Below are 26002 nucleotides of genomic sequence, written 5' to 3'. Positions count from 1 at the left end.
TATGGCGGATAAAGAGCTTAAGTTTTTGGTTGTGGATGACTTTTCCACCATGCGTCGCATCGTGCGCAACCTGCTGAAAGAGCTGGGCTTCAACAACGTTGAAGAAGCAGAAGACGGCGTTGATGCGCTGAACAAACTGCAGGCTGGCGGGTTTGGTTTTGTTATCTCCGACTGGAACATGCCAAACATGGACGGTCTGGAACTGCTGAAAACCATTCGTGCCGATGCCGGAATGGCGTCTATGCCGGTTCTGATGGTTACTGCAGAAGCGAAAAAAGAGAACATCATTGCCGCTGCACAGGCGGGCGCAAGCGGCTATGTGGTGAAGCCATTCACCGCGGCAACCCTGGAAGAGAAGCTCGGTAAGATCTTCGAGAAACTCGGCATGTGAGGTGATGGAAATGTTGCAACCTGCTATGAAACCCGTTGAAGAACACTCGCCGAGCGATATCATCGTCCGCATCGGCAGCCTGACGCGCATGCTGCGTGACAGCCTGCGTGAGCTGGGTCTGGATCAGGCGATTGCCGAAGCGGCAGAAGCTATTCCTGATGCCCGCGATCGTCTGGACTATGTTGTGCAGATGACCGCTCAGGCCGCGGAGCGTGCGCTGAACAGCGTTGAAGCGTCACAGCCGCACCAGGATGCGATGGAAAAGGGGGCGAAAGCGCTGAGCAAACGCTGGGACGAGTGGTTTGAAAATCCTATCGAGCTGGCGGATGCCCGCGAGCTGGTGACGGATACCCGTCAGTACCTGGGTGATGTGCCGGGCCACACCAGCTTCACCAACGCCCAGCTGCTGGACATCATGATGGCGCAGGATTTCCAGGACCTGACCGGTCAGGTGATCAAGCGCATGATGGATGTTATCCAGGAGATTGAGCGTCAGCTGCTGATGGTTCTGCTGGAGAACATCCCGGAACCGGCGGCCCGTCCAAAACGCGAGAACGAAAGCCTGCTCAATGGTCCACAGCTTGACGCCAGCAAGGCGGGCGTTGTGGCAAGCCAGGATCAGGTCGACGATCTGCTGGACAGCCTCGGCTTCTGATTGTTCTGATTACCCTCAGGCTGCGGCGTCAACCTGAGGGTATTTCGGTTAGCGAAGATCCATCTTCACCGTCACGTTACCTTCAAAGCGGCCCGGGGCCGGAGGGGCATTGGTCGTGCTGACCGGTACAGCCTGAATTTTGACCACACCGTTTCCCTGCGCGTCCATCGTCACCGGAAACTCATAGGTCCCGTCCAGCGCGACGTTCTGACTGTTTTCATCATATACACGCACCCCGAGATCGTCCCTGTCCAGAAGTTTAGCAATGTACGGCGTACTGCTGTCCGCCACGCCCTGATCTGCTGTGAGCGTGAGCTTTATCCGGTCCGTGTTTCCCACTGCGTTATCATCACAGTGATAGGCAATATCGACGTTTTTGATGGCATAACGTTTTGGCGGTTGCCCCTTGATGACGAATTGCTTGCTGACGATGCCGCCGAACTCAACCTCAATGGTGCTGCCTGCGTTGATGGTGCAGCTTAGCGGCGCAGACAGCGTGCCGCCAAACCAGATATCAGAGACCTGTTCTGCCTGCCCCGAATCGCAGCTTGTCCCCGTACCGAAATAGAGGCAGGCATAGTTTTGCGCGACAATCGTCGAAGGGATCACCTCTTGGCCCAGGATGGGTTTTTTAATGTGAAGCAGGATCGCAACGACGTTCCAGCGGAAATTACGCTTTGTTGCAGCGGCATAACTCGGCTGGGTGCCTCTGCTGCAAACGTTGGCATCTCCCTCCGTTTTGGCGAGTGCATTCTCGGTAGTGCTACGCATATTAGCTCTGGGCGTCGGGTATTCATTGACAGCTATCGGGGTCAAAGAAGTGCCGTCCGGAGAGTTGATTGCATCAGCGTAGGCGGTGATATCGGCATCGATTTTTTCGGTCAAATAGCCGTATCCGTTTGTTCCCGGATTCAGCGGACTTCCGGCAAACGTTTTTTCATAGACCATACTCGAAGAAAACATATTTGCGGGACAGCTGCAGTTGGCCACTATCTCCGGGCCATTGCCGACCAGATGATTTGGCACATCATAGTCATGATTGGCGATATTTTCGCTGGACGAAAACTCATGATCGAACGTCGTGGTGTAGGCTTGTGGTGCACTAAAGCAGCTATGAAGTAAAGTCACTGCTCCCCTGCTCGGGCTGGCTGCGCTCAGGCTCAGTGCCGTGGCCAATGAAGCCCAGGCGGCCTGTTTCTTGAGTATAGTTATCATGTGCTTATTCCTGCTGACAAAGCTCGCTAACCGAGCGAATACCGTTAGGGCTTTCGGTTTGGTTGGCTGACTGTTGCGTAATGCTGGCGCGGCACTGTTGGCCCGTGCCGTTGCCCCATTTCACGGTGATTTGCGCGGTCTCTCCAACGCCTGCCAGATAGACGGTGCCAGTTTCATCGACAATCCCGCTCATCACCGGGTCGCTACTGGTCGCGATGGCGCCGAACGGAACGGGGAGGCCGCTTGGACGCTTCAGGGTGACCAGCATCCGGTAGCCTGTGTGGGCGTCAAATCTGGCCAGCACCGCCGCGTTGCGCGAGGGAATGACGGTGATGGCGGTATCACTGCTGTCCACATTTTCCGGCAGGCTCGAGGTATCAATACGAATATTGTTCTCCTGGTAGGGAGTGAGCGATGGAATGACTGCGTTACCCTGCCAGTCGGTCCGAATACCCCGCTGGTTCAGGAAACGGATGCCGGAAGCGTCGTTGGCGTTCACGATAGCAAACTGGCTTCCTAAAGGTTGAGCCAGCGTGATGCCCTGAGGATGGGCTACAATAGCGCCGCCAATGCCGTAGTTAAGCTGCTGAGAGTGATCGGTGGAAGCGTAATAGCCTGCGGTCAGATTGGCGTACTGCGAGCGGTAGCTGCCATAGACGCTGCTGATATCTTCCCCGTCGTGGTTGGAGTGGCTCTGCTGCAACGAGTAGCTCAGACGCTCATCCTCCAGAAGCGTGCCGCTGAGGCCCACGTTTTGCCGCGTATAGCCATTTTTAGTGTTGCTGATGTTGTAGCTACTCCAGGCGCGTGGCAGCCATCTGGCGAGAGGAATGCTAAATCCCAAAGAGACCATCCTGTCAGACTCGTCGCCGTTGGTTTTGCTGTACGTATAGGCAATGTGATAGCTCGTGCCGGCAACAACGGTATTGAATCCCAGGGACAGGCTGCGCTCTTTTTTAGAGGTGCCCCAGTAATCCTGCTGATAACCGTTAAGATACAAACTCACCCCAGCAACGGTTTGGCTAACGCTGGCCTGAATGCGGTTGCGTTTATTGTAACGAAACTGCAGATCGTCTTCGTGAGCGTCAAGTTTTTGGTTGGCGTCGGCAAAGCTGTAATACCCGCGGCTGGAGTATCGGTAGCTGCCGAGGCTGAAGTTGGTATCGGTCGAATCCAGTTTACCGGTATAAAGCAAACGCCATGACTGGCCGGTATGCTGGCTGTTATCGTCTAGCCGGGTATCGGCCATGGTAACGTCAGCGGACAGCGAGCCCAGCGGACCGAGCGCCAGACCGGCACCGGTATTGGCTGCGTTATAGTCTTTCGAGAGCGTCAGCCCTCCAAACCAGGTGAGAAGGTTATTTAAACCGTAAATCATGCTTCCCTGGAAAAAGTCGGGTTCCTTTTGGTCGCTCCCGCTTTCAGCACGATAACGGCCTGCTGTCATTTCGTACTTCATATGCCCAGGCCGCAGCATAACCGCGATACTGGAGTAGGGCTGCGTAAAGTGATGCTCGGTGCCGTCAGCCTCTTTCACCGTAACGTCCAGATCGCCGCTGTTGGTCGTGGAGTAGAGATCGTCGATTTCGAACGCGCCCGGCGCGACATTTTGCTGATAGATGAGGTAGCCATTCTGGCGCACCGAGACTTCCGCATTTGAACTGGCGATGCCGCGTATGACAGGAGCATAGCCGCGTTGGCTGTAGGGAAGCATCTCTTCATCCGACGCAAGGTTAACGCCCCGGTACTGTAAGCTATCAAATACCTCGCCCCGCGTGTTGCTTTCTCCGGCCGTGAACTGTGCCTTGATGGCGTCAACGTCATGCTGGAGGAAGCTATTGATGTTTTCCCACAGGTTTTCATTCTCTGAATTGCTCCACGTTGAATAATTGCGCACTCGCCAGCCACCCAGGTTGGCGCCGGTGCGCAAATTCAGATACTGACTGGTGGCGCTGTTGTCGCCGCTCTCCTGATTTTTTGATCCTGAGAAAGCGTAGTCACTGAACAACACGGGAACACCGTCGTCCCACCGCGAAGGATCGATGTAATCGCGACCGGTACCCCTTAACGCGGCCTGAGGAATACTCAACGCTAATGTCATGTTTGAAAAATCAAGCCGCGCGGAGGCCTGGGGGATATAGTTGCTGATATCTTTAGGCAAAGCCTTATTGGCGGGTAACGCAAGCAAGGCGGGATACTGGTCGATAGCAACCCCCCATGCCCGCAGCATATCCGGTGTGAGCTGCGGTATCAGTGACCCTTCCGGGGAGCTGACGTAAGCGATACTGGTGGTGCTCAGGCGGTGTTCGTTCACCTGCACTCGTGAAGAATAGGTGCCGGGTAACTGAGCATTCGACTTTGAAAAGAGTGAAAGGTCGATATCCTGCTGGGCCAGCATGTCCCCTTCAAGCGATGAGGGAGAGAAACGATACTCACGGGCCAGCGTCGAGAAGCTCGCGATGAGCAAGACACCGCCAAGGCAGCGAAGAAGCGGATTCGGTCTAAAGAGCCGCTCGTATGACATATCATTACGTCCTGTCATCATCGCGGTCTTTTAATCCTGCGCCAGGGTGGCGGTGTATTTTTCGGAAGCATTGCCATAATCGGTTATGCAGCGCCAGGTGACGCTCGTCCCCTGAGCATTGTCAGGGAGAGGAATGTCAGCGCGGGATTTAGGGGCAACCATGTCGGCTTTCTCCACTTTGTGCGCTCCCAGCGCAAGTGAATCAAAGACGCTGTAGAACGCCCCCTCGTTGATGACAGTGAGCTGTTGACCATGACGAGCGAAGCGCAGGTTTTTGCAGGATTCAGAGGGCGTACCGCTCAGTCCGACAGGGCGCCAGAACAGTTTCAGACGCGTTTTATAGATTAACCGCAGGACGTTTTTGTCTCCCTCATCCGTAGCCGTGGCAGGAACGGTTCGTACGTTCATATAGAACAGAGACTCTTTATCGCCTGCTAAGGTTGTCCCGTTCCAGGTAATACGCAGGCTTTGCTCTTTTTGCGGATCGAGCCGAAAGAGAGGCGGTGTCACGATAAACGGTCCGTGCGTTTTACCATCACCTGTATCCGTCCATGACTGTATTAACCATGGAAGCTCTTTATCATTATTTTGTAAGGGCAGGGCAACTTCCTTTTTCGCGGCATCGTAGATTATGCGTGTGCGACCGTTCTGAATACCTGCTGCGTGACAAAAGGTGCTCGCAATAACAGGAATGCATAATAAGACCTGGAGTAAAATGCGCATGGTGAAACCTTTAATAAAGGAGGTTGAAGGGAAATGATAATAGTCCGAGTCCGGACTATTATCAGATCATGACTCCTTAAACGTCATGACGCCTAAATATATATATTATGAATATCAGTAATGCGTTTGTTAACGGTAAAGAATATTTACCGTCATATCAGCATCTGCCGGACCGGCGGTAACCGCATCTGCAAATGATTTATAGCGGGCATTAAAATCAGCTTTAATTGTATCTTCGGATTTTGTCGCCAGTTCGATATAGATCTGCCCCTCAGCGCCGTCCATCGTAACGAGTTGATCATCTTTACCCGACGGGCTGACGGCAATGCCGATACCGGTAGCCGCGGTTTCGCCCGTGGTGGTAATTTTACTGACATCCAGCAGCGTCTTGGTCTTGGTCAGGGTCGTCGGGCCGTTAAAGGTTAACTGTACAGCCGGAAGTCCATCGCTTTTTAACGGGCAATTCGCCAACGTAATGGAGAATGGCATAAGTGCGGTTTCCGTCCCAACGGTTGTAAACAATGATGAAGGATAGGTTCCCAGTGGGATAGTACTGTCCGTGCCGTCGTCACCCTGAACGGTGCAGCTTGATTCGATAATTTCACCCGTGAAGTGAATAGTGCCAGCATTCATTTCTGCGGCGAAACCATTCATCGACAGTGTTGCAAGGGCTAAGCCCGCAATAATATTCTTTTTCAAATCCATCTTAAATGTTCCTTTAAGTAAAAATAATTATCTGGCATGCATTTTGCTTTCTGGTGGAAAGTAAATTATGTCGCGTGAAATTATAACATTTAATTTTCTGCGGGTAATTGAGTCTCAGGATTAATGTTATGCAGATTTATCCTTTTTAGGATTGTGTGGGGTAATAATTTATATGTTATCGATTGCTCTGAATTATTGAATTTACATAATTACATCATTCCTGCAATACCAGGTAGTTAAAATCGACGGTTATGTTAATTTTCTTTCGGAATATTTTTAGAGTAGATGTTCTTTAAAACTGCGCTTAATTCATTTTGTAATATGAAACACATCACAAAAGCTGGAGAATGTTCGTTCGAACATTACTTGCCCTCTCTTCACTCACCCGAATTGCGGAGGGTGGTCTTAAACTGGATAAAAAGACCCGGTTATAGGGGTTTATCAACCCATTGATGAAAGGCGGTGCTGGCATGATACCCGTGACGTAATGGGCTGAGCATGCACTGTGGCAGAAGAGAACGACGACAAAACGGAAGCCCCCACACCCCACCGACTAGAAAAGGCGCGTGAGGAAGGGCAGATCCCCCGATCCCGAGAATTGACCTCCCTGCTGATCCTTATCGTAGGGGTGTGCATTATCTGGTGGGGCGGGGAGTCGCTCGCCCGCAAGCTGGCGGGAATGTTGTCCACCGGCTTACGTTTTGACCACAGCATGGTCAACGATCCGAATCTGATCCTCAGCCAGATTATTCAGCTTATTAAAGGGGCCATGGTCGCGCTGCTGCCCCTGATTACCGGGGTTGTGCTGGTCGCGCTGGTCTCTCCGGTGATGCTCGGCGGTCTGGTTTTTAGTGCCAAATCGCTGCAACCGAAATTTTCCAAACTGAACCCGCTGCCGGGTATCGCGAAAATGTTCTCTGCGCAGACCGGGGCTGAGCTGCTCAAAGCCGTTCTCAAATCGGTGCTGATGGGCAGTTCCGCGGGGTTTTACCTCTGGTACCACTGGCCGGAAATGATGCGTCTTATCAGCGAATCGCCGCTCACCGCGATGAGCAACGCATTGAATCTGGTCGGGCTCTGCGCGCTGCTGGTGGTGCTCAGCATTATCCCGATGGTGGGTTTTGACGTGATCTTCCAGCTTTATACCCACTTCAAAAAGCTGCGCATGTCGCGTCAGGATATCCGTGACGAATATAAGCAGATGGAAGGTGACCCGCACGTGAAAGGGCGCATCCGCCAGATGCAGCGTGCCGCCGCCCGTCGCCGGATGATGGACGATGTGCCGAAGGCCGACGTCATCGTCACCAACCCGACACACTATTCCGTTGCGCTGCGCTATGACGAAAACAAAATGAGCGCGCCGAAAGTCGTTGCGAAAGGGGCGGGGCTGATCGCACTGCGTATCCGGGAAATTGGCACTGAAAACCGCGTGCCGATCCTGGAAGCCCCTCCGCTGGCGCGTGCCCTGTACCGCCATGCGGATATCGGACAACAGATCCCGGGACAACTCTACGCCGCCGTGGCGGAAGTGCTGGCCTGGGTGTGGCAGTTGAAGCGCTGGCGTCTGGCTGGCGGTCAGCGGCCTGTGAAACCTGAAAACCTTCCGGTGCCTGCCGCGCTGGATTTTATGAACGAGAAGGACACTGATGGCTAATCTGGTGGCAATGTTGCGCCTGCCCGGCAACCTGAAATCGACCCAATGGCAAATCCTTGCCGGGCCGATTCTGATCCTGCTAATTCTGTCGATGATGGTACTGCCGCTCCCGGCGTTCATCCTCGATCTGCTTTTCACTTTCAACATTGCGCTGTCCATTATGGTGCTGCTGGTGGCGATGTTCACCCAGCGTACCCTGGAGTTCGCCGCATTCCCGACCATTCTGCTGTTTACCACCTTGCTCCGACTGGCGCTGAACGTGGCGTCCACGCGTATCATCCTGATGGAAGGTCACACCGGTGCGGCAGCGGCAGGTAAAGTGGTGGAGGCGTTCGGCCACTTCCTGGTGGGCGGCAATTTCGCTATCGGTATCGTGGTGTTCGTTATCCTCGTTATCATCAACTTTATGGTTATCACCAAAGGTGCAGGGCGTATCGCGGAAGTGGGCGCGCGTTTTGTGCTGGACGGGATGCCGGGCAAGCAGATGGCGATCGACGCCGACCTGAACGCCGGCCTTATTGCCGAGGATGAAGCCAAAAAACGCCGTTCGGAAGTGACGCAGGAGGCGGACTTCTACGGCTCCATGGACGGTGCGAGCAAGTTTGTGCGCGGTGACGCCATCGCGGGCATTCTGATCATGGTGATTAACGTGGTCGGCGGCCTGCTGGTGGGGGTATTGCAGCACGGGATGGACATGGGCCACGCGGCGGAAAGCTATACGCTGCTGACCATTGGTGACGGTCTGGTTGCGCAGATCCCGGCGCTGGTTATCTCTACTGCGGCGGGTGTGATTGTGACCCGCGTGAGTACCGATCAGGACGTTGGCGAGCAGATGGTGGGCCAGCTCTTCAGCAACCCGCGCGTTATGCTGCTGGCCGCTGCCGTTCTGGGTTTGCTCGGCCTGGTGCCGGGGATGCCAAACCTGGTGTTCCTGCTGTTTACGGCGGGTCTGCTGGGGCTTGCCTGGTGGATGCGCGGTCGTGAAATCAAACCGGCAGCGGAGCCTGTTCAGGTAAAAATGCCGGAGAATACCCAGGCCGTCGAAGCGACCTGGAACGACGTTCAGCTGGAAGATTCCCTGGGAATGGAAGTGGGCTATCGCCTGATTCCGATGGTCGATTTCCAGCAGGATGGCGAGCTGCTTGGCCGTATCCGCAGTATCCGTAAAAAATTCGCGCAGGATATGGGTTTCCTGCCGCCGGTTGTACACATCCGCGACAATATGGACCTGCCGCCCGCGCGCTACCGCATTCTGATGAAAGGGGTCGAAATTGGCAGCGGTGATGCCTATCCGGGCCGCTGGCTGGCGATTAACCCGGGTACCGCCGCAGGCACGCTGCCGGGCGAGCAAACCATCGATCCGGCCTTTGGCCTGGCCGCTATCTGGATTGAAAGTGCCCTGAAAGAGCAGGCGCAAATCCAGGGCTATACGGTTGTTGAAGCCAGTACCGTGGTGGCGACCCATCTTAATCACCTGATTGGGCAATTCTCGGCAGAGCTGTTTGGCCGTCAGGAAGCGCAGCAGCTGCTGGACCGCGTCACGCAGGAGATGCCGAAGCTGACGGAAGATCTGGTCCCGGGCGTGGTGACTTTGACTACGCTGCACAAGGTGCTGCAAAACCTGCTCGAAGAGAAAGTGCCGATCCGCGATATGCGCACCATTCTCGAAACCCTTGCCGAGCATGCGCCGATACAAAGCGATCCGCACGAGCTGACGGCGGTGGTACGCGTGGCGCTGGGTCGTGCGATCACCCAGCAGTGGTTCCCGGGAACCGGAGAAGTGCAGGTCATTGGCCTCGATACGCCGCTTGAACGCCTGCTGCTGCAGGCCCTGCAGGGCGGGGGCGGCCTGGAGCCGGGCCTGGCGGACCGTCTGCTGGCGCAAACGCAGGAGGCGCTGGCGCGCCAGGAGATGCTGGGCGCGCCGCCGGTGCTGCTGGTGAACCATGCGCTGCGTCCGCTGCTGTCGCGCTTCCTGCGTCGTAGCCTGAACCAGCTGGTCGTGCTGTCGAATATGGAGCTGTCGGATAACCGTCACATCCGCATGACTGCGACGATTGGAGGAAAATAATGCGTAAATGGCTCTGGATTTTGTTCTTCCCGCTGGCGGCGCACGCGGCCGGGGAGGGCTCCTGGCAGGCAAGCAGCATGGGCGTGACCCTCAGCAACCGGGGCGTTGCTATGTCATCTAACCCGCTGTCGCCTTCTGAAGGCGTTTCCGGTCAGATGGGCCTTGTGGTCTGGAATTACCGGCTGATTGGCCCAACGCCCGCAGGGCTGCGGGTGCGCCTCTGTTCTCAGACGCGCTGCACGGAAATTGACGGCGAAAATGGCACGACGCAGGCGTTCAACGGCGTACCGGCCATTGAACCTTTGCGTTTCATCTGGGAAGTGCCGGGCGGGGGACGTTTAATCCCGGCGCTGAAAGTACAGAGTAATTCAGTCATCGTGAACTACCGCTAACACCCTGCCTTTTCACCAGCCATCAGCAATTTTGATGGCTGGCTCTCAAAATTGACCTCACCTTTTGATCAAATAGAAACGCTGTTTTATAAATCAGTGACGCGCGTGACGGTACTCTTTGCATTATTGCCATTGACCCTCTTAGGGATGGCAGAAACAGAAAGGTATCAACCGGTCGATGCATTTACTGTAGCCGTCTAAAAGCTCCCGAAAGACGCTTGCTTGCAGGGAGTCTCCCAAAACTGATTAGGGGTGACGGCAATGAGAACACGTAAAATTGGGCTCGCAAATTATCTCGCTTACGGGTCAGGCGATTTCCTCGGGGCGGGTACCACCGCCCTGACGGCGGCCTGGCTTTTATATTTTTATACCACCTTCTGCGGGCTCTCACCGATCGAAGCAACGTTTATCTTTGCCGCTGCAAGGGTGCTTGATGCCGTCGTTAGCCCGTTAATGGGCTTTTTAACCGATAACTTTGGGACGACCTGGCTCGGTAAGCGCTTCGGCCGCCGTAAGTTTTTTATCCTGCTGGGGATTCCGTGCGTGTTCAGCTACTCGCTGATGTGGGTTGGGGACATGAGCTTCTGGTACTACCTGCTGACCTATCTGGTGTTTGATATTGTCTACACCATGATTCTGGTGCCGTACGAAACGCTGGTGCCGGAAATGACTGATGACTTTAAACAGAAAACCAAGTTCTCCGGGGCGCGTATCTCAATGGCGCAGATGTCCGCCATTCTGGCCTCCTTCCTGCCGGGGATCCTGTTAACCCACTTCGGGAAAGAAAACGCCATCTCCTTCTTCTACGCAAGCCTGGTCTTCTCCTTGCTCTGCGCGCTGATGCTAACTTTCGTCTGGTTCTTTACCTGGGAACGCCCGCGCGAAGAGTGGTCAGAAGCGGCGCTGCGTGCTGAAGAAGAGAAGAAGAAGCTGACGCTGGGGCAGAGCCTCAACCGCCTGATCGTTGAGTTAAGCTCCACGCTGCGCATCAAGATTTTCCGTCAGCATCTGGGCATGTACCTTGGCGGCTATATCGCGCAGGACGTGTTTAATGCGGTATTCACCTACTACGTGGTGTTCGTGCTGATGCAGGAAGCGTCAATGGCGTCCAATCTGCTGGGCACGATGGCTATTTTCCAGTTCTTTGCGGTTATCGCCATGATCCCGCTGTGCATCCGTTTCGGGCCTGCACCGTCCTACCGCATGGTCGTGGTGCTGTTTGGTCTGGCGTCTCTCTCTTACGCCATGCTCTATTACGCGGGCCTGAGTGACGTCTACGCTCTGCTGTTGCTGATCTCAGCGGTTGCCGGTCTCGGTCGCGGCGGTATCAACTACGTGCCGTGGAACACCTATACCTACATTGCTGACGTGGATGAAGCGATCACCGGCCAGCGCCGCGAAGGGATCTTCGCGGGCATCATGACCCTGACCCGTAAGGCGTCACAGGCCGGTGCGGTGATGCTGGTGGGCATCGTGATGCAGATGTCCGGCTTTGTTAGCGGTCAGAAAGTACAGCCTGCGGAAGTGAGCCACACCATTTTGACGATCCTGAGCGTGGGCACCATCCTGGTCCTGTTCTGCGGCTTCCTCGTTTCCCTGCGCTTCAGGCTCAATTTGCAGACCCACAGCACGCTGCGCGAGGAGACCGCGAAAATGCGTGAGTGTGGTCATGCGATGCCTGAGTCAGCGACGCCACACGCCCGCGCCACCGTTGAGATGCTGGCCGGTATGCCTTATGAGTCACTGTGGGGCAATAACAACATCGGTTATCTGAATCGCAATAAGCCAGCGGCACCCTCGCTGAAGGATCGCGCGGTACTGAATTCGACATACAACAGAGGTTAAGATGATGAAAGTTTGGCCTGTCAAACATAGCCCGTTATTACGTCAGCCAGAGCGCTTTATCGCCCGGGACGAACTGAAATCGCTGATTCAAAAGGTGACGCATAGCCTGGTCAATATCCACGACAAAACGGGTGAATTTTTGCTGCGGCTGGACGACGGGCGCGTGATCGACACTAAAGGCTGGGCCGGATGGGAGTGGACGCACGGCGTTGGCCTGTACGGTATCTGGCAATATTACTGCCAGACCGGCGACGAAGGTATGCGAGACATCATCGACAGCTGGTTTGCCGACCGCTTTGCGGAAGGCGCGACCACCAAAAACGTGAATACCATGTCGCCGTTCCTGACGCTGGCTTATCGCTACGAAGAGACCAAAAATCAGGCCTGGCGGCCGTGGCTGGAAAGCTGGGCGGAATGGGCGATGGCCGAGATGCCGCGCACGGAACACGGCGGGATGCAGCACATCACCCTGGCGGAAGAAAACCATCAACAGATGTGGGATGACACGCTGATGATGACGGTGCTGCCGCTGGCGAAAATCGGCAAGCTGCTCAACAAACCGGAATATGTAGAAGAGGCGGTGTATCAGTTCCTGCTGCACGTGCAGAACCTGATGGACCGGGAGACCGGGCTGTGGTTCCACGGCTGGAGCTACGACGGCAACCATAACTTTGCCCGTGCCCGCTGGGCGCGCGGCAACAGCTGGCTCACCATCGCGATCCCGGACTTCCTCGAGCTTGTGGATCTGCCGGAAAACAGCGCCGTGCGCCGCTACCTGGTGCAGGTATTGAATGCGCAGATTGCCGCGCTGGCGAAATATCAGGACGACAGCGGGCTATGGCATACGCTGCTCGACGATCCACATTCTTATCTTGAGGCGTCCGCCACGGCAGGGTTTGCCTACGGTATTCTGAAAGCCGTGCGCAAGCGCTACGTTGGCGCGGAGTATGCCGGAGTGGCAGAAAAAGCGATTCGCGGTATCGTCAAAAATATTTCGCCGGAAGGCGAGCTGTTGCAAACGTCGTTCGGCACGGGCATGGGCAGCGATCTTGAGTTTTATCGCCAGATCCCGCTGACGTCGATGCCGTACGGACAGGCGATGGCGATTCTCTGTTTAACGGAATATTTGCGGAAGTATTTCTGATAAGAAAAACCCGGCGCTTGCCGGGTTTTTTGTATTACATGCGTTCTACGGTTTCGATACCCAGGGTATCCAGACCCAGCTTCAGGGTCTTCGCCGTGAGCTGCGCCAGCTTCAGGCGGCTGTTGCGGACCGATTCGTTTTCCGCAGACAGAATAGGGCAGTGTTCGTAGAAGCCGGAGAACAGCCCCGCCAGATCGTACAGGTAAGCACACATCACGTGAGGCGTGCCGTCACGCGCGACAACCGTCAGCGTCTCTTCAAACTGCAGCAGGCGCGCTGCCAGCTGTGCTTCACGATCTTCCGTGATGATCACTGTCGCATTCGCCAGTACGTTTTCATCAATGTTCGCCTTACGGAACACCGAGAGCACGCGGGTGTAGGCATACTGCATGTAAGGCGCCGTGTTGCCTTCAAACGCCAGCATGTTATCCCAGTCGAAGATATAGTCGGTGGTACGGTTCTTGGAGAGATCCGCGTATTTCACCGCACCGATACCCACGGCGTTGGCCAGTTTTTCCAGCTCATCGGCAGACATGTCCGGGTTCTTCTCGGCCACCAGACGGCGGGCGCGTTCCAGCGCTTCGTCCAGCAGGTCGGACAGCTTCACGGTACCGCCCGCACGGGTTTTGAACGGCTTGCCGTCTTTACCCAGCATCATGCCGAACATGTGGTGTTCCAGCGGAACGCAATCCGGCACGTAACCGGCTTTACGCACGATGGTCCACGCCTGCATCAGGTGCTGGTGCTGACGGGAGTCGATGTAGTACAGCACGCGGTCAGCATGCAGCGTCTCGTAACGGTATTTCGCACAGGCGATGTCAGTGGTGGTGTAGAGGTAGCCGCCATCCTTTTTCTGGATGATCACGCCCATCGGTTCGCCTTCCTTGTTTTTATACTCATCAAGGAACACCACCGTTGCGCCTTCGCTCTCTACCGCCAGGTTTTTGGCTTTCAGGTCAGCCACAATGCCGGGCAGCATTGGGTTATAGAGGCTTTCACCCATCACGTCGTCACGGGTCAGGGTGACGTTCAGACGGTTATAGGTCAGCTGGTTCTGAGACATGGTAATGTCGACGAGCTTGCGCCACATCTCGAGGAAGTATTGGTCGCCACCCTGCAGTTTAACCACGTAGCTGCGCGCGCGCTCGGCAAAGGCTTCGTCTTCGTCGTAGTGTTTTTTGGCTTCGCGGTAGAACCCTTCCAGGTCCGCCAGCGCCATTTCACCCGCGTTTTCCTGCTGCTGTTTTTCCAGGTAAGCAATCAGCATGCCGAACTGGGTACCCCAGTCGCCCACGTGGTTCGCGCGGATCACCTTGTGACCGAGGAACTCGAGCGTGCGCACCGCGGCATCACCGATGATAGTGGAGCGCAGGTGGCCAACGTGCATCTCTTTCGCCACGTTCGGCGCAGAGTAGTCGATCACGACGGTCTGCGCTTCCGGCTGGGAAACGCCCAGACGGTCAGATTTCAGGGCCGCGTCAACGTGGCTTGCCAGGAATGCAGGCTCAAGGAAGATGTTGATAAAGCCCGGACCGGCGATTTCGGTTTTGCTGGCAATGCCGGAAAGATCCAGATGCGTCAGTACCTGCTCAGCGAGCTGTCGCGGCGGCATGCCCAGTTTTTTAGCCACTGCCATCACGCCATTAGCCTGATAGTCGCCAAACTGTACTTTTGCTGACTGACGAACCTGCGGTTCGCAATCAGCAGGTGCGCCTGCGGCAATCAGTGCCTGACTGACTTTTTCGGAGAGAAGAGCCTGAATATTCACCTGGATACCTTACGTTTTTGATGCGGGCTTACAACCGCCCGCGCCAGTTAAAGAATTTAGGGCGGGAGTATACTGCAAATGCCCTCTGGCGTCAGCATTGCGGGGCCTGAAGATTGCTCAGAATCCAGGCGGTGAAGGTGTGCATAATCATGCAGTCGCAAAAAGCCGGATTCTGCGGTTGGTCAAAACAGGGCAACAGAGTAAATTAGCGGCTTTGCGACATGAAAAGAGAGTGACTTATGGCGAACTGGCAATCCATTGACGAACTGCATGATATTTCCGCAGATTTACCGCGCTTCACCCAGGCGTTCACAGAACTTGCCACCCGTCTTGGTCTGGATATCGCGCCGCTTGAGGCCGATCACATCTCTTTGCGCTGTCATCAGAATGCCACGGCCGAGCGCTGGCGTCGCGGGTTCGAACGGTGCGGCGAGTTGCTCTCCGAGAACATCATCAATGGTCGCCCCATTTGCCTGTTCAAACTGCATGAACCGGTGAACGTGGCGCACTGGCAATTCAGCGTGGTTGAGCTGCCGTGGCCGGGCGAGAAACGCTATCCGCACGAAGGCTGGGAGCATATCGAAATAGTCCTGCCGGGTGAGCCGGAAACGTTGAACGCGCGCGCGCTGGCCCTCCTTTCCGACGAAGGCTTAAGCAAGCCGGGGATTTTTGTGAAGACGAGTTCACCCAAAGGCGAGCGCGAGCGGTTACCAAACCCGACGCTGGCCGTTACGGACGGACAGGTCACGGTGAAGTTTCATCCGTGGACCATTGAGCAGATCGTTGCCAGCGAAGCGTAAGAGATGTGAGTTCACGCCGGGACTGAAAACGGACGGCGTGTCATGATGTTTCGTTTAGTGGAATTTCAGGAGGATTAAATGGCGCTGCTGGAGATTTGTTGTTACAGCGTGGAGTGTGCCGTGACCGCGCAAAAGCACGGGGCTGACCGCATTGAACTGTGCGCGGCACCCAAAGAGGGCGGGCTGACGCCGTCCTACGGCGTGTTGAAGTCTGCCCGTCAGGCCGTCACCATTCCCATACACCCGATTATTCGTCCGCGCGGCGGTGATTTTTGTTACACGGCGGGCGAGTTCAGTGCCATGCTTGATGATATCGCACTCGTTCGGGACCTGGGGTTTCCAGGGCTGGTGACCGGCCTGCTGGATGAAGACGGCAATATCGATATACCGCGCATGCGTCAGATTATGAGCGCCGCGCAGGGGCTGGCCGTCACTTTTCATCGCGCATTTGATATGTGTAAAGATCCGCTTCAGGCCTTTGAAACGCTTGGAGAACTTGGCGTAGCGCGCATCCTGACATCGGGTCAGCAGGCGTCAGCTGAAAAAGGACTGCAATTAATTACGGAACTAAAAGCACATTCCGGTGTTCCAATAATAATGGCGGGTGCGGGAGTCCGCGCCAGCAATCTGGAACGGTTTTTAAACGCAGGGGTAGAAGAGCTGCACAGCTCCGCGGGTAAATGGATACCTTCGCCCATGCGTTATCGCAATACAGGATTGTCAATGTCGACGGATGCTGAAGCGGATGAGTATTCACGCTATGGCGTAGAGGGAGAGTCGGTTGCGGAAATGAAGTCGCTGATTGAGCGCCATCACGTGTAGCAACGTACCGATTTTTACCGCGCATCATGTCGCCCAATATGATGCTTGCTTGTACCAGGCCCCTGCAATTTCAACAGGGGCCTTTTTTTATCCCCTCACCCTAACCCTCTCCCCATAGGGGAGAGGGGACGGCTCGGTGCGGTTTTTCTCCCTCGCCCCATAGGGGAGAGGGCCGGGGTGAGGGGAAAACTACGGCTTGGTCGCAATCAACACCGCACGCATCGGGGCTGGATAGCCTTCGATGGTTTTGCTGTGGTCGGCCGGGTCGAGGAACTGCTCCAGCGATTCGGTGATCATCCAGTCGGTGCGGCGCTGTTCCTCAATTGAGGTCACGCTGACGTCGGCAATCCGCACATCCACAAACCCGCACTTCTCCAGCCAGTTTTTCAGCGCCAGCGCGGAAGGGATGAAGTAAACGTTGCGCATCTGCGCGTAGCGATCGCCCGGCACCAGAACGGCATGTTCATCGCCTTCAATCACCAGCGTTTCCAGCACCAGCTCGCCGCCGCTGACCAGCTGATCCTTCAGCTGCCACAGGTGTTCCAGCGGGGAACGACGGTGGTACAGCACGCCCATGGAGAAGACGGTATCAAAGGCTTTCAGGGCAGGCAGTTGTTCAATGCCCAGCGGCAGCAGGTGCGCGCGCTGGTCGTTACCCAGCAGCTTACGCACCGCTTCAAACTGGCACAGGAACAGCTGCATCGGGTCAATACCTACCGCCAGATGCGCCCCCGCACCAATCATGCGCCACATGTGGTAACCGCTGCCGCAGCCTACGTCCAGAATGGTACGTCCGGTCAGGTCGGAAAGGTGGGGCAGCACGCGATCCCATTTCCAGTCCGAGCGCCATTCGGTATTGATGTTCACGCCGTAAAGTGAAAACGGCCCTTTGCGCCACGGCATCAGGTTACGCATCAGCGTTTCGATGCGGTTGATCTGCCCGGCCGGGAGCGGCTCTTCACTCTCGGCGGTTACGCTGTGCAGAAGATCCAGACGATGCGGGGTCAGTTCGGGCAGATACTCCACCGCGTTTGACCACTGCTTTAACAGGCCGTGCTGCTGATCGCGCTGCCAGGCGGCAATCTGCGCGGGCAAGGTTTCCAGCCAGTGGGAAAGCTGGTTTTTGGCAATCAGCTGATAGAAGTTGCTGAATTCGATCATGCGGATTCTCCCGCTTTCAGCGCCACCAGAGAGCCAAAGTTAAAGCACTGGAACCACAGTTCGCTGTGCTCAAACCCGGCTTTGCTCAGACGCGCTTTGTGGGTTTCTACGGAATCCGTCAGCATCACGTTTTCGAGCATGCTGCGCTTCTGGCTGATCTCCAGCTCGCTGTAGCCGTTCGCCCGTTTGAAATCGTGGTGCATATTGAACAGCAGTTCGCCAACCTCGGCATCTTCGAAGCTGAATTTCTCCGAGAGCACCAGCGCGCCGCCGGGATTCAGCCCCTGATAAATTTTGTCCAGCAGCAGCTGGCGGTCTTCAGGCACCAGGAACTGCAGGGTGAAATTCAGCACCACCATCGACGCGTTATTGATCTCAATCTCGCGGATATCGCCTTCCACCACGTCTACCGGAACAGGGGCTTTATACGCGTCAATGTGGCGACGGCAGCGCTCAACCATCGCCGGGGAGTTATCGACGGCAATGATTCGGCAGCCTTCGTGGTGAACGTTACGACGAACCGACAGCGTTGCCGCGCCGAGCGAGCAGCCCAGGTCATAGACCTGCGTGCCGGGTTGAACGAAGCGCTCAGCCAGCATGCCGATCATAGAGATAATATTGGAATAACCGGGAACAGAGCGCTGGATCATATCCGGGAAGACTTCGGCTACCCGTTCATCGAAGGTCCAGTCGCCCAGGCTGGCGATAGGCGCGGAAAAAAGCGTGTCGCGATCTGACATAACGTAAAAATCCGGGAAAAATAAAGTGGCGTATTGTGCGCTAATGGAGGGAGAAAACCAACTCCCACGGCATATACCACAGGTTAGCCAGCACCATCAGCAAAAGCGAACACCAGGTCGCGCTCATGCCGGAACGACGCCAGCGGATTAAGCGGTGGTGAAAACCGTAATAGTGCATCAGGCGGCCAGCAATAAGAAGCAGGCCACAGATGTGCACCATCCAGGTTTCTGCGCCATTCATCTCCATAAAAAGCAGCAGGATTAAGGCTGCGGGGATGTATTCGACCGCGTTGCCATGAATGCGGATAGCGCTTTGTAGCTCGGAAAATCCGCCGTCACCGTAAGAGACGCGGTACAGCGTTCTGAGGCGCACAACATCAAATGAAAACTTAATCAGCAGTAATGCACCTAACACCGCATACAGCGCGCTGACCATACAAACTCCCTGTTTTTGGCAGATGGCACTTCACTATGATAGGGGGTGATATCAGAAAAGAGAAGATTGTTGTGGGATGGAAGGGGCGCTGCCCACGGACGGCACCGCAGCCTGCAAGGCCTGCCACAGAGCATCGACCAGTTCGGGCGCCTGGGCGATATCCGGCGTATGCAAAAAGAGATACGGCGTGGTGGTGTGTTCCCACTTCGCTAACGTTTGCAGCCAGACGGCGAACATCGCCTGATTTTGCTGCATGTTATCGCTGCCGATATACCTGACCATTGGGTTATGCGCGGTCACGATGGCATGGACCGGCACTTTCGGTTTTTTACGCTGAGCTTCAACGATGGCTTCGCTATGGGGGACAGCGCTGTGCACCGGCCGGCTATCGAGGATCACCCGGTTAACGGAACGCTCAAGCAGGCCGCGATTGAGCGCTTTTTCTGCTTCGCCCTTCGCAAAAAATTCAGGATGCCTGACTTCAACGCCGTAGGTGAATTCACGGGGCAGGGCATCCAGGAACTGCCAGAGCGCAGGTAAATCGCGCGGGCCAAACGTGGCGGGCAGCTGGATCCAGTACTGACCGATGCGGTTCGCCAGCGGCGACATGCGCGTAAAAAACTCTTCGGTCAAATCCCCGCAGTTGCGCAGCGCGGCCTGGTGGGAAATGGTGGACGGAAACTTAAAGCAGAAGCGGAAGTCGTCGGTCGTTTGTTCCCGCCAGCGCGCAACAATCTCGGCTTTAGGGAGCGCATACAGGGTGGTGTTACCCTCGACACAGTTGAAGTGCCGGGCATACTCCTCAAGGCTGGTGATGCCAAGGCGCACCCATTTCGGGTGCGACCACTGGGGCAGGCCCACGTACATCATAGCGCGCTGACAATCTCATCCGTGCTGCGCACGCGGCCGATGCGCGGGAAGATATGGGTCATGCTGCCCTGGTGCTGTTCCGCGGAGGCCGCGCTGCAGGCATCTTCGGCAATCACCAGATTAAAGCCCAGCTCCCACGCGTTGCGGGCGGTAGACTCCACGCCGATGTTGGTGGAAATGCCGCACAGGATGATGGTGTCGATGCCGCGACGGCGGAGCTGCAGCTCGAGATCGGTACCGTAAAATGCGCCCCACTGGCGTTTGGTCACTTCAATATCGCTGTCGCGTTTGCCAAGTGCGGCCGGGTACGTCCACCAGTTTTCCGGCAGGGCGCGTGCAGGAGCCTGGGCATCAACGGGCTGTTTTAACGCTTCAGCGTAATCCGCAGACCAGCCGACGCGCACCATGACAACAGGCGCACCGCTGGCACGACATGTTTCCGCCAGGCGAGCTGCGCGGCTGACCACATCATCCGCGGTATGCGGGCCACCGGCGAAGGGCAGAATGCCTTCCTGTAAATCAATCACGACAAGTGCGGTTTTACTGGCATCAAGTGTTAACATCGTTACTCCCGTTAAATGAATCACTTCCAGACACCATACGATGTGATGGCCTGTTCCTGGGCGGATAATTTTGTTAATTTTTGTGAGAATGCGCAATAAGAGTGCAGCAAACGACCGCCTGGCCGTGGTTCGCTCTTATCGTCCGGCGGAATTTCCAGTATAATAGCCGCCTTTTTTCATCCAGTTGTGACATACAGAAAGCTGCGACATAGTAGCCTGCATACCAGGCGACATTTAGCCTGCGGCTAATTAAGGGATATCTCATGCGTACAGAATATTGCGGGCAGCTGCGTCAGTCCCACGTCGGACAGCAGGTCACCCTGTGTGGTTGGGTCAATCGTCGTCGTGATCTTGGTAGCCTTATCTTCATCGATATGCGCGACCGCGAAGGTATCGTTCAGGTGTTCTTCGATCCAGATCGCGCAGATGCGTTGAAGCTGGCCTCTGAGCTGCGTAATGAGTTCTGCATTCAGGTTACCGGCACCGTGCGCGCGCGTGACGAGAAAAACGTCAACGCCGACATGGCGACGGGTGCCATCGAAGTGCTGGCGTCCGATCTGGTGATCATCAACCGTGCAGAAGCGCTGCCGCTGGACTCCAACCACGTCAACACTGAAGAAGCGCGTCTGAAATACCGCTACCTGGATCTGCGTCGTCCGGAAATGGCTCAGCGCCTGAAAACCCGTGCGAAAATCACCAGCCTGGTGCGTCGCTTTATGGATGACCACGGTTTCCTCGACATCGAAACCCCGATGCTGACCAAAGCCACGCCGGAAGGCGCGCGCGATTACCTGGTCCCATCCCGCGTTCATAAAGGCAAATTCTACGCGCTGCCGCAGTCTCCGCAGCTGTTCAAACAGCTGCTGATGATGTCCGGCTTCGATCGCTACTATCAGATCGTGAAATGCTTCCGCGACGAAGACCTGCGCGCTGACCGCCAGCCAGAATTTACCCAGATCGACGTGGAAACCTCCTTCATGACTGCCGAGCAGGTGCGTGAAGTGATGGAAGCTCTGGTGCGTAGCCTGTGGAACGACGTGAAAGGCGTTGAGCTGGGCGATTTCCCTATCATGACCTTCGCTGAAGCCGAGCGTCGTTACGGCTCCGACAAACCAGACCTGCGTAACCCGATGGAGCTGGTGGACGTAGCAGACCTGGTGAAAGGCGTTGAGTTTGCCGTCTTCGCTGGCCCGGCTAACGATCCTAAAGGCCGCGTAGCAGCGCTGCGTGTACCGGGCGGTGCGGCACTGAGCCGCAAGCAGATCGACGACTACGGCAACTTCATCAAGATCTACGGCGCGAAAGGTTTGGCCTATATTAAAGTGACCGAGCGTGCGAAAGGTCTGGAAGGCATCACCAGCCCGGTAGCGAAATTCCTGAACGCGGACATCGTGGAAGCGATCCTTGAGCGCACCGGCGCGCAGGACGGCGACATGATCTTCTTCGGCGCAGACAACAAGAAAGTCGTGGCGGATGCGATGGGCGCGCTGCGTCTGAAGCTTGGCAAAGACCTGAGCCTGACCGACGAAAACAAATGGACGCCGCTGTGGGTTATCGACTTCCCAATGTTTGAAGACGACGGTGAAGGCGGCCTGACCGCAATGCACCACCCGTTCACCTCGCCAAAAGACATGACGGCGGCAGAGCTGAAAGCGGCACCGGAAGATGCGGTCGCCAACGCTTATGACATGGTCATCAACGGCTACGAAGTGGGCGGCGGTTCCGTGCGTATTCACAGCGGCGAAATGCAGCAGACCGTGTTCGGCATTCTGGGCATCAACGAGCAGGAGCAGCGCGAGAAGTTTGGCTTCCTGCTGGACGCCCTGAAATACGGTACGCCGCCGCACGCGGGCCTGGCCTTCGGTCTTGACCGACTGACCATGCTGCTGACCGGCACCGATAACATTCGTGATGTTATTGCCTTCCCGAAAACCACTGCCGCAGCGTGTCTGATGACCGAAGCGCCAAGCTTTGCCAACCCGGCCTCTCTGGCCGAACTGGGCATTGAAGTGGTGAAGAAGGAAGAGAAAAACTGATATGGCATATAAGCTTCCCGTTTCGGTCCTGGTGGTCATTTATGCAGAAGACACGAAGCGGGTGCTGATGTTGCAGCGGCGCGATGACCCTGATTTCTGGCAGTCGGTTACCGGCAGTCTGGAAGAGGGGGAAACCGCGTCGCAGGCCGCCGCGCGCGAAGTAAAGGAAGAGGTCACCATTGACGTTGCCCGCGAGCAACTGACCCTGAAGGACTGCCAGCGCACGGTGGAGTTTGAAATTTTTAGCCATTTACGTCATCGCTACGCGCCGGGTACCGAGCGCAATACGGAGTCGTGGTTCTGTCTCGCGCTCCCCCATGAACGGGAGATCGTGTTTACCGAACACCTGACCTACCGCTGGGTGAATGCGGCGGATGCCGCCGCACTGACCAAGTCGTGGAGCAACCGGCAGGCGATTGAAGAATTTGTAATTAACGCAGCCTGAGAAGGCGCGATTTTTGGAGAACTTTTTATGGCAGGTCATAGCAAGTGGGCCAACACCAAACACCGCAAAGCGGCACAGGATGCCAAGCGCGGTAAGATCTTTACCAAAATCATTCGCGAGCTGGTGACAGCAGCGCGTCTGGGCGGCGGCGACCCGGCATCTAACCCGCGTCTGCGCGCGGCGGTAGATAAAGCGCTGTCAAACAACATGACGCGTGACACCCTGAACCGTGCTATCGCACGTGGCGTGGGCGGTGACGAAGACGCGAACATGGAAACCATCATTTATGAAGGTTACGGCCCTGGCGGTACTGCGGTGATGGTTGAGTGTCTGTCCGACAACCGTAACCGTACCGTTGCGGAAGTGCGCCACGCGTTCACCAAAACCGGTGGCAACCTGGGTACTGACGGTTCCGTTGCTTACCTGTTCAGCAAAAAAGGCGTCATCTCCTTCGAGAAAGGCGACGAGGATGCGATCATGGAAGCGGCGCTGGAAGCCGGTGCGGAAGACGTAGTGACCTTCGATGACGGCGCTATCGACGTTTATACCGCGTGGGAAGAGATGGGTGCCGTGCGCGATGCGCTGGAAGCGGCTGGCCTGAAAGCGGACAACGCTGAAGTGTCCATGATCCCGTCCACCAAAGCGGACATGGATGCTGAAACTGCACCGAAACTGCTGCGTCTGATCGACATGCTCGAAGACTGCGACGACGTTCAGGAAGTGTACCACAACGGTGAAATCTCTGATGAGGTTGCAGCGACTCTCTGATGAGAGCGTTTAAACCCGTTACAGGAGACGCGTGATGTCGATTATTCTCGGAATTGACCCAGGCTCACGCGTCACCGGTTATGGCGTTATCCGTCAGGTGGGACGCCAGTTAACCTACCTGGGCAGCGGCTGTATTCGCACCAAAGTGGACGATCTTCCTTCGCGCCTGAAGCTCATTTATGCGGGCGTGTCGGAGATCATCACCCAGTTTCAGCCGGACTATTTCGCCATTGAGCAGGTCTTTATGGCGAAAAACGCCGATTCAGCGCTAAAGCTCGGTCAGGCGCGCGGTGTCGCCATCGTCGCTGCCGTGAACCAGGATTTGCCGGTATTCGAATACGCGGCACGTCAGGTCAAGCAGACGGTAGTGGGCATTGGGAGCGCGGAGAAAAGCCAGGTGCAGCATATGGTGCGTACCCTGCTGAAGCTTCCCGCGAACCCGCAGGCCGACGCCGCGGATGCGCTGGCGATTGCGATTACCCACTGTCACGTCAGCCAGAATGCGATGCAAATGAGCGAGTCGCGGCTCAATCTGGCGCGAGGCAGGTTACGATAATCAGAAATCAGGCTGGATAAACATCCAGCCTTTTTTTATTATGTCGGCAGTTAATTTCTCTCAGAACGCAGGAGCGTCACGTGATAGGCAGACTCAGAGGCATCATCATTGAAAAACAACCCCCGTTAGTGCTGCTGGAAGTAGGTGGCGTGGGCTATGAAGTCCATATGCCGATGACCTGCTTCTACGAGCTGCCGGACGCGGGCAAAGAGGCGATTGTCTTTACCCAGTTTGTGGTGCGTGAAGATGCCCAGTTGCTGTACGGCTTCAATAACAAGCAGGAACGCACCCTGTTCCGCGAGCTGATTAAAACCAACGGCGTCGGTCCGAAGCTGGCGCTGGCGATTTTGTCCGGCATGTCGGCACCACAGTTTGTGAATGCCGTCGAGCGCGAAGATCCTGCGGCGCTGATTAAGCTCCCGGGCATTGGTAAGAAAACCGCCGAGCGCCTGATTGTCGAAATGAAAGACCGCTTTAAAGGTCTGCATGGCGATCTGTTCACTCCGGCTGCCGATTTGGTACTGACCTCTCCTGGAGGCCCTGCGACGGATGATGACGCCGAGCAGGAAGCGGTTGCCGCGCTGGTGGCGCTGGGCTATAAACCTCAGGAGGCCAGCCGTATGGTGAGCAAAATTGCCAAACCGGACGCCAGCAGTGAAACCCTGATTCGTGAAGCGCTGCGCGCTGCATTGTGAGGTAAAGGATGATTGAAGCAGACCGCCTGGTGTCGGCAGGCACTATTCAGGCAGATGACGTGGTGGATCGCGCGATCCGCCCAAAACTGCTTGATGAGTATATCGGCCAGCCGCAGGTTCGTTCCCAGATGGAGATTTTCATCCAGGCGGCAAAGCTGCGCGGCGATGCGCTCGATCACCTGCTCATTTTTGGCCCTCCCGGTTTAGGCAAAACCACGCTGGCGAATATCGTCGCCAATGAAATGGGCGTCAACCTGCGCACCACCTCCGGCCCCGTGCTGGAGAAGGCGGGCGATCTCGCGGCGATGCTGACCAACCTCGAACCGCATGACGTGCTGTTTATCGATGAGATCCACCGCCTGTCCCCGGTGGTGGAGGAAGTGCTCTATCCGGCGATGGAAGATTACCAGCTGGATATCATGATCGGTGAAGGCCCGGCCGCGCGCTCTATCAAAATCGATCTGCCGCCCTTTACCCTGATTGGCGCCACCACTCGCGCCGGCTCGTTGACCTCTCCGCTGCGCGACCGCTTCGGCATCGTGCAGCGTCTCGAGTTTTACCAGGTGGCGGATCTCCAGCACATCGTTGGCCGTAGCGCCCGCTATATGGGGCTCGAAATGAGCGAAGAGGGCGCGTTTGAAGTGGCGAAGCGTTCCCGCGGTACGCCGCGTATCGCCAACCGCCTGCTGCGCCGCGTGCGTGACTTTGCCGAGGTGAAGCACGATGGCTCGATTTCCGCGGAGATCGCCGCTCAGGCGCTGGATATGCTGAACGTCGATGCTGAAGGCTTTGACTATATGGACCGTAAACTGCTGCTGGCGGTGCTGGATAAGTTCTTTGGCGGCCCTGTCGGGCTGGATAACCTGGCGGCGGCAATCGGAGAAGAGCGTGAGACGATTGAAGATGTGCTGGAGCCGTATCTGATCCAGCAGGGCTTCCTACAGCGTACCCCGCGTGGACGTATGGCAACGGTGCGGGCGTGGAATCATTTCGGCATTACGCCACCGGCAATGCCGTAATGTT

The 26002-nt window shown here is 56.1% G+C and carries 25 protein-coding genes; 15 read left to right on the top strand and 10 right to left on the bottom strand.

The window, feature by feature from the left end; translation table 11 throughout:
- The first annotated feature begins 1 nt into the window (after position 1).
- Positions 2-391 (top strand): chemotaxis response regulator CheY, encoded by a 390-nt coding sequence (gene cheY / locus NI40_RS13780; RefSeq protein ID WP_008500431.1) that lies wholly within the window; start codon positions 2-4, stop codon positions 389-391.
- 10 nt (positions 392-401) lie between these two features.
- Positions 402-1046, top strand: coding sequence for a protein phosphatase CheZ (cheZ, locus tag NI40_RS13775; protein WP_023312251.1), 645 nt, complete (start codon positions 402-404; stop codon positions 1044-1046).
- Positions 1047-1094: 48 nt separating this feature from the next.
- Here cheZ and NI40_RS13770 read toward each other — a convergent pair whose 3' ends face one another.
- The 4 genes from NI40_RS13770 to NI40_RS13755 form a co-directional block, all read right to left on the bottom strand.
- Positions 1095-2261 carry a fimbrial protein gene (locus tag NI40_RS13770; protein ID WP_039263666.1) on the bottom strand — a complete coding sequence of 389 codons (1167 nt, stop codon included), beginning with the start codon at positions 2259-2261 and terminating at the stop codon, positions 1095-1097.
- Positions 2262-2265: 4 nt separating this feature from the next.
- Entirely contained in the window at positions 2266-4806 is a 2541-nt protein-coding gene (locus tag NI40_RS13765) for a fimbria/pilus outer membrane usher protein (RefSeq protein WP_039263665.1), read from the bottom strand.
- Positions 4807-4815: 9 nt separating this feature from the next.
- Complete coding sequence (locus tag NI40_RS13760) at positions 4816-5508, bottom strand: fimbrial biogenesis chaperone (protein WP_039263664.1); 693 nt, start codon at positions 5506-5508, stop codon at positions 4816-4818.
- A gap of 129 nt (positions 5509-5637) precedes the next feature.
- The gene (locus tag NI40_RS13755) at positions 5638-6213 is read right to left on the bottom strand and encodes a fimbrial protein (RefSeq protein ID WP_039263663.1); all 576 of its coding nucleotides are present in this window, start codon (positions 6211-6213) and stop codon (positions 5638-5640) included.
- 505 nt (positions 6214-6718) lie between these two features.
- On the opposite strand from NI40_RS13755, the gene flhB reads away from it, so the two are divergent.
- The 5 genes from flhB to bglB all read left to right on the top strand — a co-directional run bounded on the left by flhB (position 6719) and on the right by bglB (position 13319).
- On the top strand, positions 6719-7867 hold the full coding sequence (flhB, locus tag NI40_RS13750; RefSeq protein ID WP_033145863.1) for a flagellar biosynthesis protein FlhB: 1149 nt from the start codon (positions 6719-6721) through the stop codon (positions 7865-7867).
- On the top strand, positions 7860-9938 hold the full coding sequence (flhA, locus tag NI40_RS13745) for a flagellar biosynthesis protein FlhA (RefSeq protein ID WP_033145862.1): 2079 nt from the start codon (positions 7860-7862) through the stop codon (positions 9936-9938). Before flhB ends, flhA begins: the two co-directional genes overlap by 8 nt.
- Positions 9938-10330 (top strand): flagellar protein FlhE, encoded by a 393-nt coding sequence (gene flhE, locus NI40_RS13740; protein ID WP_039263662.1) that lies wholly within the window; start codon positions 9938-9940, stop codon positions 10328-10330. Before flhA ends, flhE begins: the two co-directional genes overlap by 1 nt.
- Before the next feature lie 261 nt (positions 10331-10591).
- Positions 10592-12175 (top strand): MFS transporter, encoded by a 1584-nt coding sequence (locus NI40_RS13735; RefSeq protein WP_039263661.1) that lies wholly within the window; start codon positions 10592-10594, stop codon positions 12173-12175.
- A 4-nt stretch (positions 12176-12179) separates the two neighbouring features.
- Positions 12180-13319 carry a beta-galactosidase BglB gene (gene bglB, locus NI40_RS13730; protein WP_039263685.1) on the top strand — a complete coding sequence of 380 codons (1140 nt, stop codon included), beginning with the start codon at positions 12180-12182 and terminating at the stop codon, positions 13317-13319.
- 34 nt (positions 13320-13353) lie between these two features.
- Here the strand turns inward: bglB and argS are convergent, their stop codons facing one another.
- On the bottom strand, positions 13354-15087 hold the full coding sequence (argS, locus tag NI40_RS13725) for an arginine--tRNA ligase (RefSeq protein ID WP_039263660.1): 1734 nt from the start codon (positions 15085-15087) through the stop codon (positions 13354-13356).
- A gap of 239 nt (positions 15088-15326) precedes the next feature.
- Here argS and NI40_RS13720 point away from each other — a divergent pair, with 239 nt between their 5' ends.
- Positions 15327-15887, top strand: coding sequence for a VOC family protein (locus NI40_RS13720; protein WP_033145857.1), 561 nt, complete (start codon positions 15327-15329; stop codon positions 15885-15887).
- 78 nt (positions 15888-15965) lie between these two features.
- The gene (cutC, locus tag NI40_RS13715; protein WP_039263659.1) at positions 15966-16709 is read left to right on the top strand and encodes a copper homeostasis protein CutC; all 744 of its coding nucleotides are present in this window, start codon (positions 15966-15968) and stop codon (positions 16707-16709) included.
- A 189-nt stretch (positions 16710-16898) separates the two neighbouring features.
- Here the strand turns inward: cutC and cmoB are convergent, their stop codons facing one another.
- From cmoB to NI40_RS13690, 5 genes are read right to left on the bottom strand one after another with little or no spacing between them, the layout of a single operon-like run.
- A complete protein-coding gene (gene cmoB, locus NI40_RS13710) occupies positions 16899-17870 on the bottom strand; it encodes a tRNA 5-methoxyuridine(34)/uridine 5-oxyacetic acid(34) synthase CmoB (protein ID WP_039263658.1) in 972 nt (323 codons plus the stop codon).
- Positions 17867-18610 (bottom strand): carboxy-S-adenosyl-L-methionine synthase CmoA, encoded by a 744-nt coding sequence (gene cmoA / locus NI40_RS13705; RefSeq protein WP_029741772.1) that lies wholly within the window; start codon positions 18608-18610, stop codon positions 17867-17869. The genes cmoB and cmoA overlap by 4 nt, the downstream gene beginning before the upstream one ends.
- Positions 18611-18650: 40 nt before the next feature.
- Entirely contained in the window at positions 18651-19046 is a 396-nt protein-coding gene (locus NI40_RS13700; protein ID WP_021240443.1) for an MAPEG family protein, read from the bottom strand.
- A 51-nt stretch (positions 19047-19097) separates the two neighbouring features.
- The gene (locus NI40_RS13695; protein ID WP_039263657.1) at positions 19098-19916 is read right to left on the bottom strand and encodes a DUF72 domain-containing protein; all 819 of its coding nucleotides are present in this window, start codon (positions 19914-19916) and stop codon (positions 19098-19100) included.
- Positions 19913-20479, bottom strand: coding sequence for a hydrolase (locus NI40_RS13690; RefSeq protein WP_039263656.1), 567 nt, complete (start codon positions 20477-20479; stop codon positions 19913-19915). The genes NI40_RS13695 and NI40_RS13690 overlap by 4 nt, the downstream gene beginning before the upstream one ends.
- Before the next feature lie 263 nt (positions 20480-20742).
- Here NI40_RS13690 and aspS point away from each other — a divergent pair, with 263 nt between their 5' ends.
- The 6 genes from aspS (at position 20743) to ruvB (ending at position 25998) form a co-directional block, all read left to right on the top strand.
- Positions 20743-22515: an aspartate--tRNA ligase gene (gene aspS, locus NI40_RS13685; protein ID WP_039263655.1), complete on the top strand. Its 1773-nt coding sequence runs from the start codon at positions 20743-20745 to the stop codon at positions 22513-22515.
- 1 nt (position 22516) lies between these two features.
- Positions 22517-22960, top strand: a complete 444-nt coding sequence (nudB, locus tag NI40_RS13680; RefSeq protein ID WP_033145850.1) for a dihydroneopterin triphosphate diphosphatase — start codon at positions 22517-22519, stop codon at positions 22958-22960.
- A 27-nt stretch (positions 22961-22987) separates the two neighbouring features.
- Positions 22988-23728: a YebC/PmpR family DNA-binding transcriptional regulator gene (locus NI40_RS13675; RefSeq protein ID WP_008500447.1), complete on the top strand. Its 741-nt coding sequence runs from the start codon at positions 22988-22990 to the stop codon at positions 23726-23728.
- A 34-nt stretch (positions 23729-23762) separates the two neighbouring features.
- On the top strand, positions 23763-24284 hold the full coding sequence (ruvC, locus tag NI40_RS13670) for a crossover junction endodeoxyribonuclease RuvC (protein WP_003859749.1): 522 nt from the start codon (positions 23763-23765) through the stop codon (positions 24282-24284).
- Between the two features lie 80 nt (positions 24285-24364).
- On the top strand, positions 24365-24979 hold the full coding sequence (gene ruvA, locus NI40_RS13665; RefSeq protein WP_023312236.1) for a Holliday junction branch migration protein RuvA: 615 nt from the start codon (positions 24365-24367) through the stop codon (positions 24977-24979).
- An 8-nt stretch (positions 24980-24987) separates the two neighbouring features.
- Positions 24988-25998 carry a Holliday junction branch migration DNA helicase RuvB gene (gene ruvB / locus NI40_RS13660; RefSeq protein ID WP_023312235.1) on the top strand — a complete coding sequence of 337 codons (1011 nt, stop codon included), beginning with the start codon at positions 24988-24990 and terminating at the stop codon, positions 25996-25998.
- Positions 25999-26002: the final 4 nt, after the last annotated feature.

Source organism: Enterobacter sp. E20, assembly GCF_000801755.2.
Classification (GTDB): domain Bacteria; phylum Pseudomonadota; class Gammaproteobacteria; order Enterobacterales; family Enterobacteriaceae; genus Enterobacter; species Enterobacter asburiae_B.
The sequence above is the reverse complement of the archived record's forward strand: the minus strand, read 5'-3'. Positions and strand labels throughout refer to the sequence as shown.

Bases quoted from the DNA above. Each gene is read 5' to 3' on its own strand.
- cheY (WP_008500431.1), top strand. From the start codon at position 2: ATGGCGGATAAAGAGCTTAAGTTTTTGGTTGTGGATGACTTTTCCACC.
- cheZ (WP_023312251.1), top strand. From the start codon at position 402: ATGTTGCAACCTGCTATGAAACCCGTTGAAGAACACTCGCCGAGCGAT.
- NI40_RS13770 (WP_039263666.1), bottom strand. From the start codon at position 2,261: ATGATAACTATACTCAAGAAACAGGCCGCCTGGGCTTCATTGGCCACG.
- NI40_RS13765 (WP_039263665.1), bottom strand. From the start codon at position 4,806: ATGATGACAGGACGTAATGATATGTCATACGAGCGGCTCTTTAGACCG.
- NI40_RS13760 (WP_039263664.1), bottom strand. From the start codon at position 5,508: ATGCGCATTTTACTCCAGGTCTTATTATGCATTCCTGTTATTGCGAGC.
- NI40_RS13755 (WP_039263663.1), bottom strand. From the start codon at position 6,213: ATGGATTTGAAAAAGAATATTATTGCGGGCTTAGCCCTTGCAACACTG.
- flhA (WP_033145862.1), top strand. From the start codon at position 7,860: ATGGCTAATCTGGTGGCAATGTTGCGCCTGCCCGGCAACCTGAAATCG.
- flhE (WP_039263662.1), top strand. From the start codon at position 9,938: ATGCGTAAATGGCTCTGGATTTTGTTCTTCCCGCTGGCGGCGCACGCG.
- NI40_RS13735 (WP_039263661.1), top strand. From the start codon at position 10,592: ATGAGAACACGTAAAATTGGGCTCGCAAATTATCTCGCTTACGGGTCA.
- bglB (WP_039263685.1), top strand. From the start codon at position 12,180: ATGAAAGTTTGGCCTGTCAAACATAGCCCGTTATTACGTCAGCCAGAG.
- NI40_RS13720 (WP_033145857.1), top strand. From the start codon at position 15,327: ATGGCGAACTGGCAATCCATTGACGAACTGCATGATATTTCCGCAGAT.
- cutC (WP_039263659.1), top strand. From the start codon at position 15,966: ATGGCGCTGCTGGAGATTTGTTGTTACAGCGTGGAGTGTGCCGTGACC.
- cmoB (WP_039263658.1), bottom strand. From the start codon at position 17,870: ATGATCGAATTCAGCAACTTCTATCAGCTGATTGCCAAAAACCAGCTT.
- cmoA (WP_029741772.1), bottom strand. From the start codon at position 18,610: ATGTCAGATCGCGACACGCTTTTTTCCGCGCCTATCGCCAGCCTGGGC.
- NI40_RS13700 (WP_021240443.1), bottom strand. From the start codon at position 19,046: ATGGTCAGCGCGCTGTATGCGGTGTTAGGTGCATTACTGCTGATTAAG.
- NI40_RS13695 (WP_039263657.1), bottom strand. From the start codon at position 19,916: ATGATGTACGTGGGCCTGCCCCAGTGGTCGCACCCGAAATGGGTGCGC.
- NI40_RS13690 (WP_039263656.1), bottom strand. From the start codon at position 20,479: ATGTTAACACTTGATGCCAGTAAAACCGCACTTGTCGTGATTGATTTA.
- aspS (WP_039263655.1), top strand. From the start codon at position 20,743: ATGCGTACAGAATATTGCGGGCAGCTGCGTCAGTCCCACGTCGGACAG.
- nudB (WP_033145850.1), top strand. From the start codon at position 22,517: ATGGCATATAAGCTTCCCGTTTCGGTCCTGGTGGTCATTTATGCAGAA.
- NI40_RS13675 (WP_008500447.1), top strand. From the start codon at position 22,988: ATGGCAGGTCATAGCAAGTGGGCCAACACCAAACACCGCAAAGCGGCA.
- ruvC (WP_003859749.1), top strand. From the start codon at position 23,763: ATGTCGATTATTCTCGGAATTGACCCAGGCTCACGCGTCACCGGTTAT.
- ruvB (WP_023312235.1), top strand. From the start codon at position 24,988: ATGATTGAAGCAGACCGCCTGGTGTCGGCAGGCACTATTCAGGCAGAT.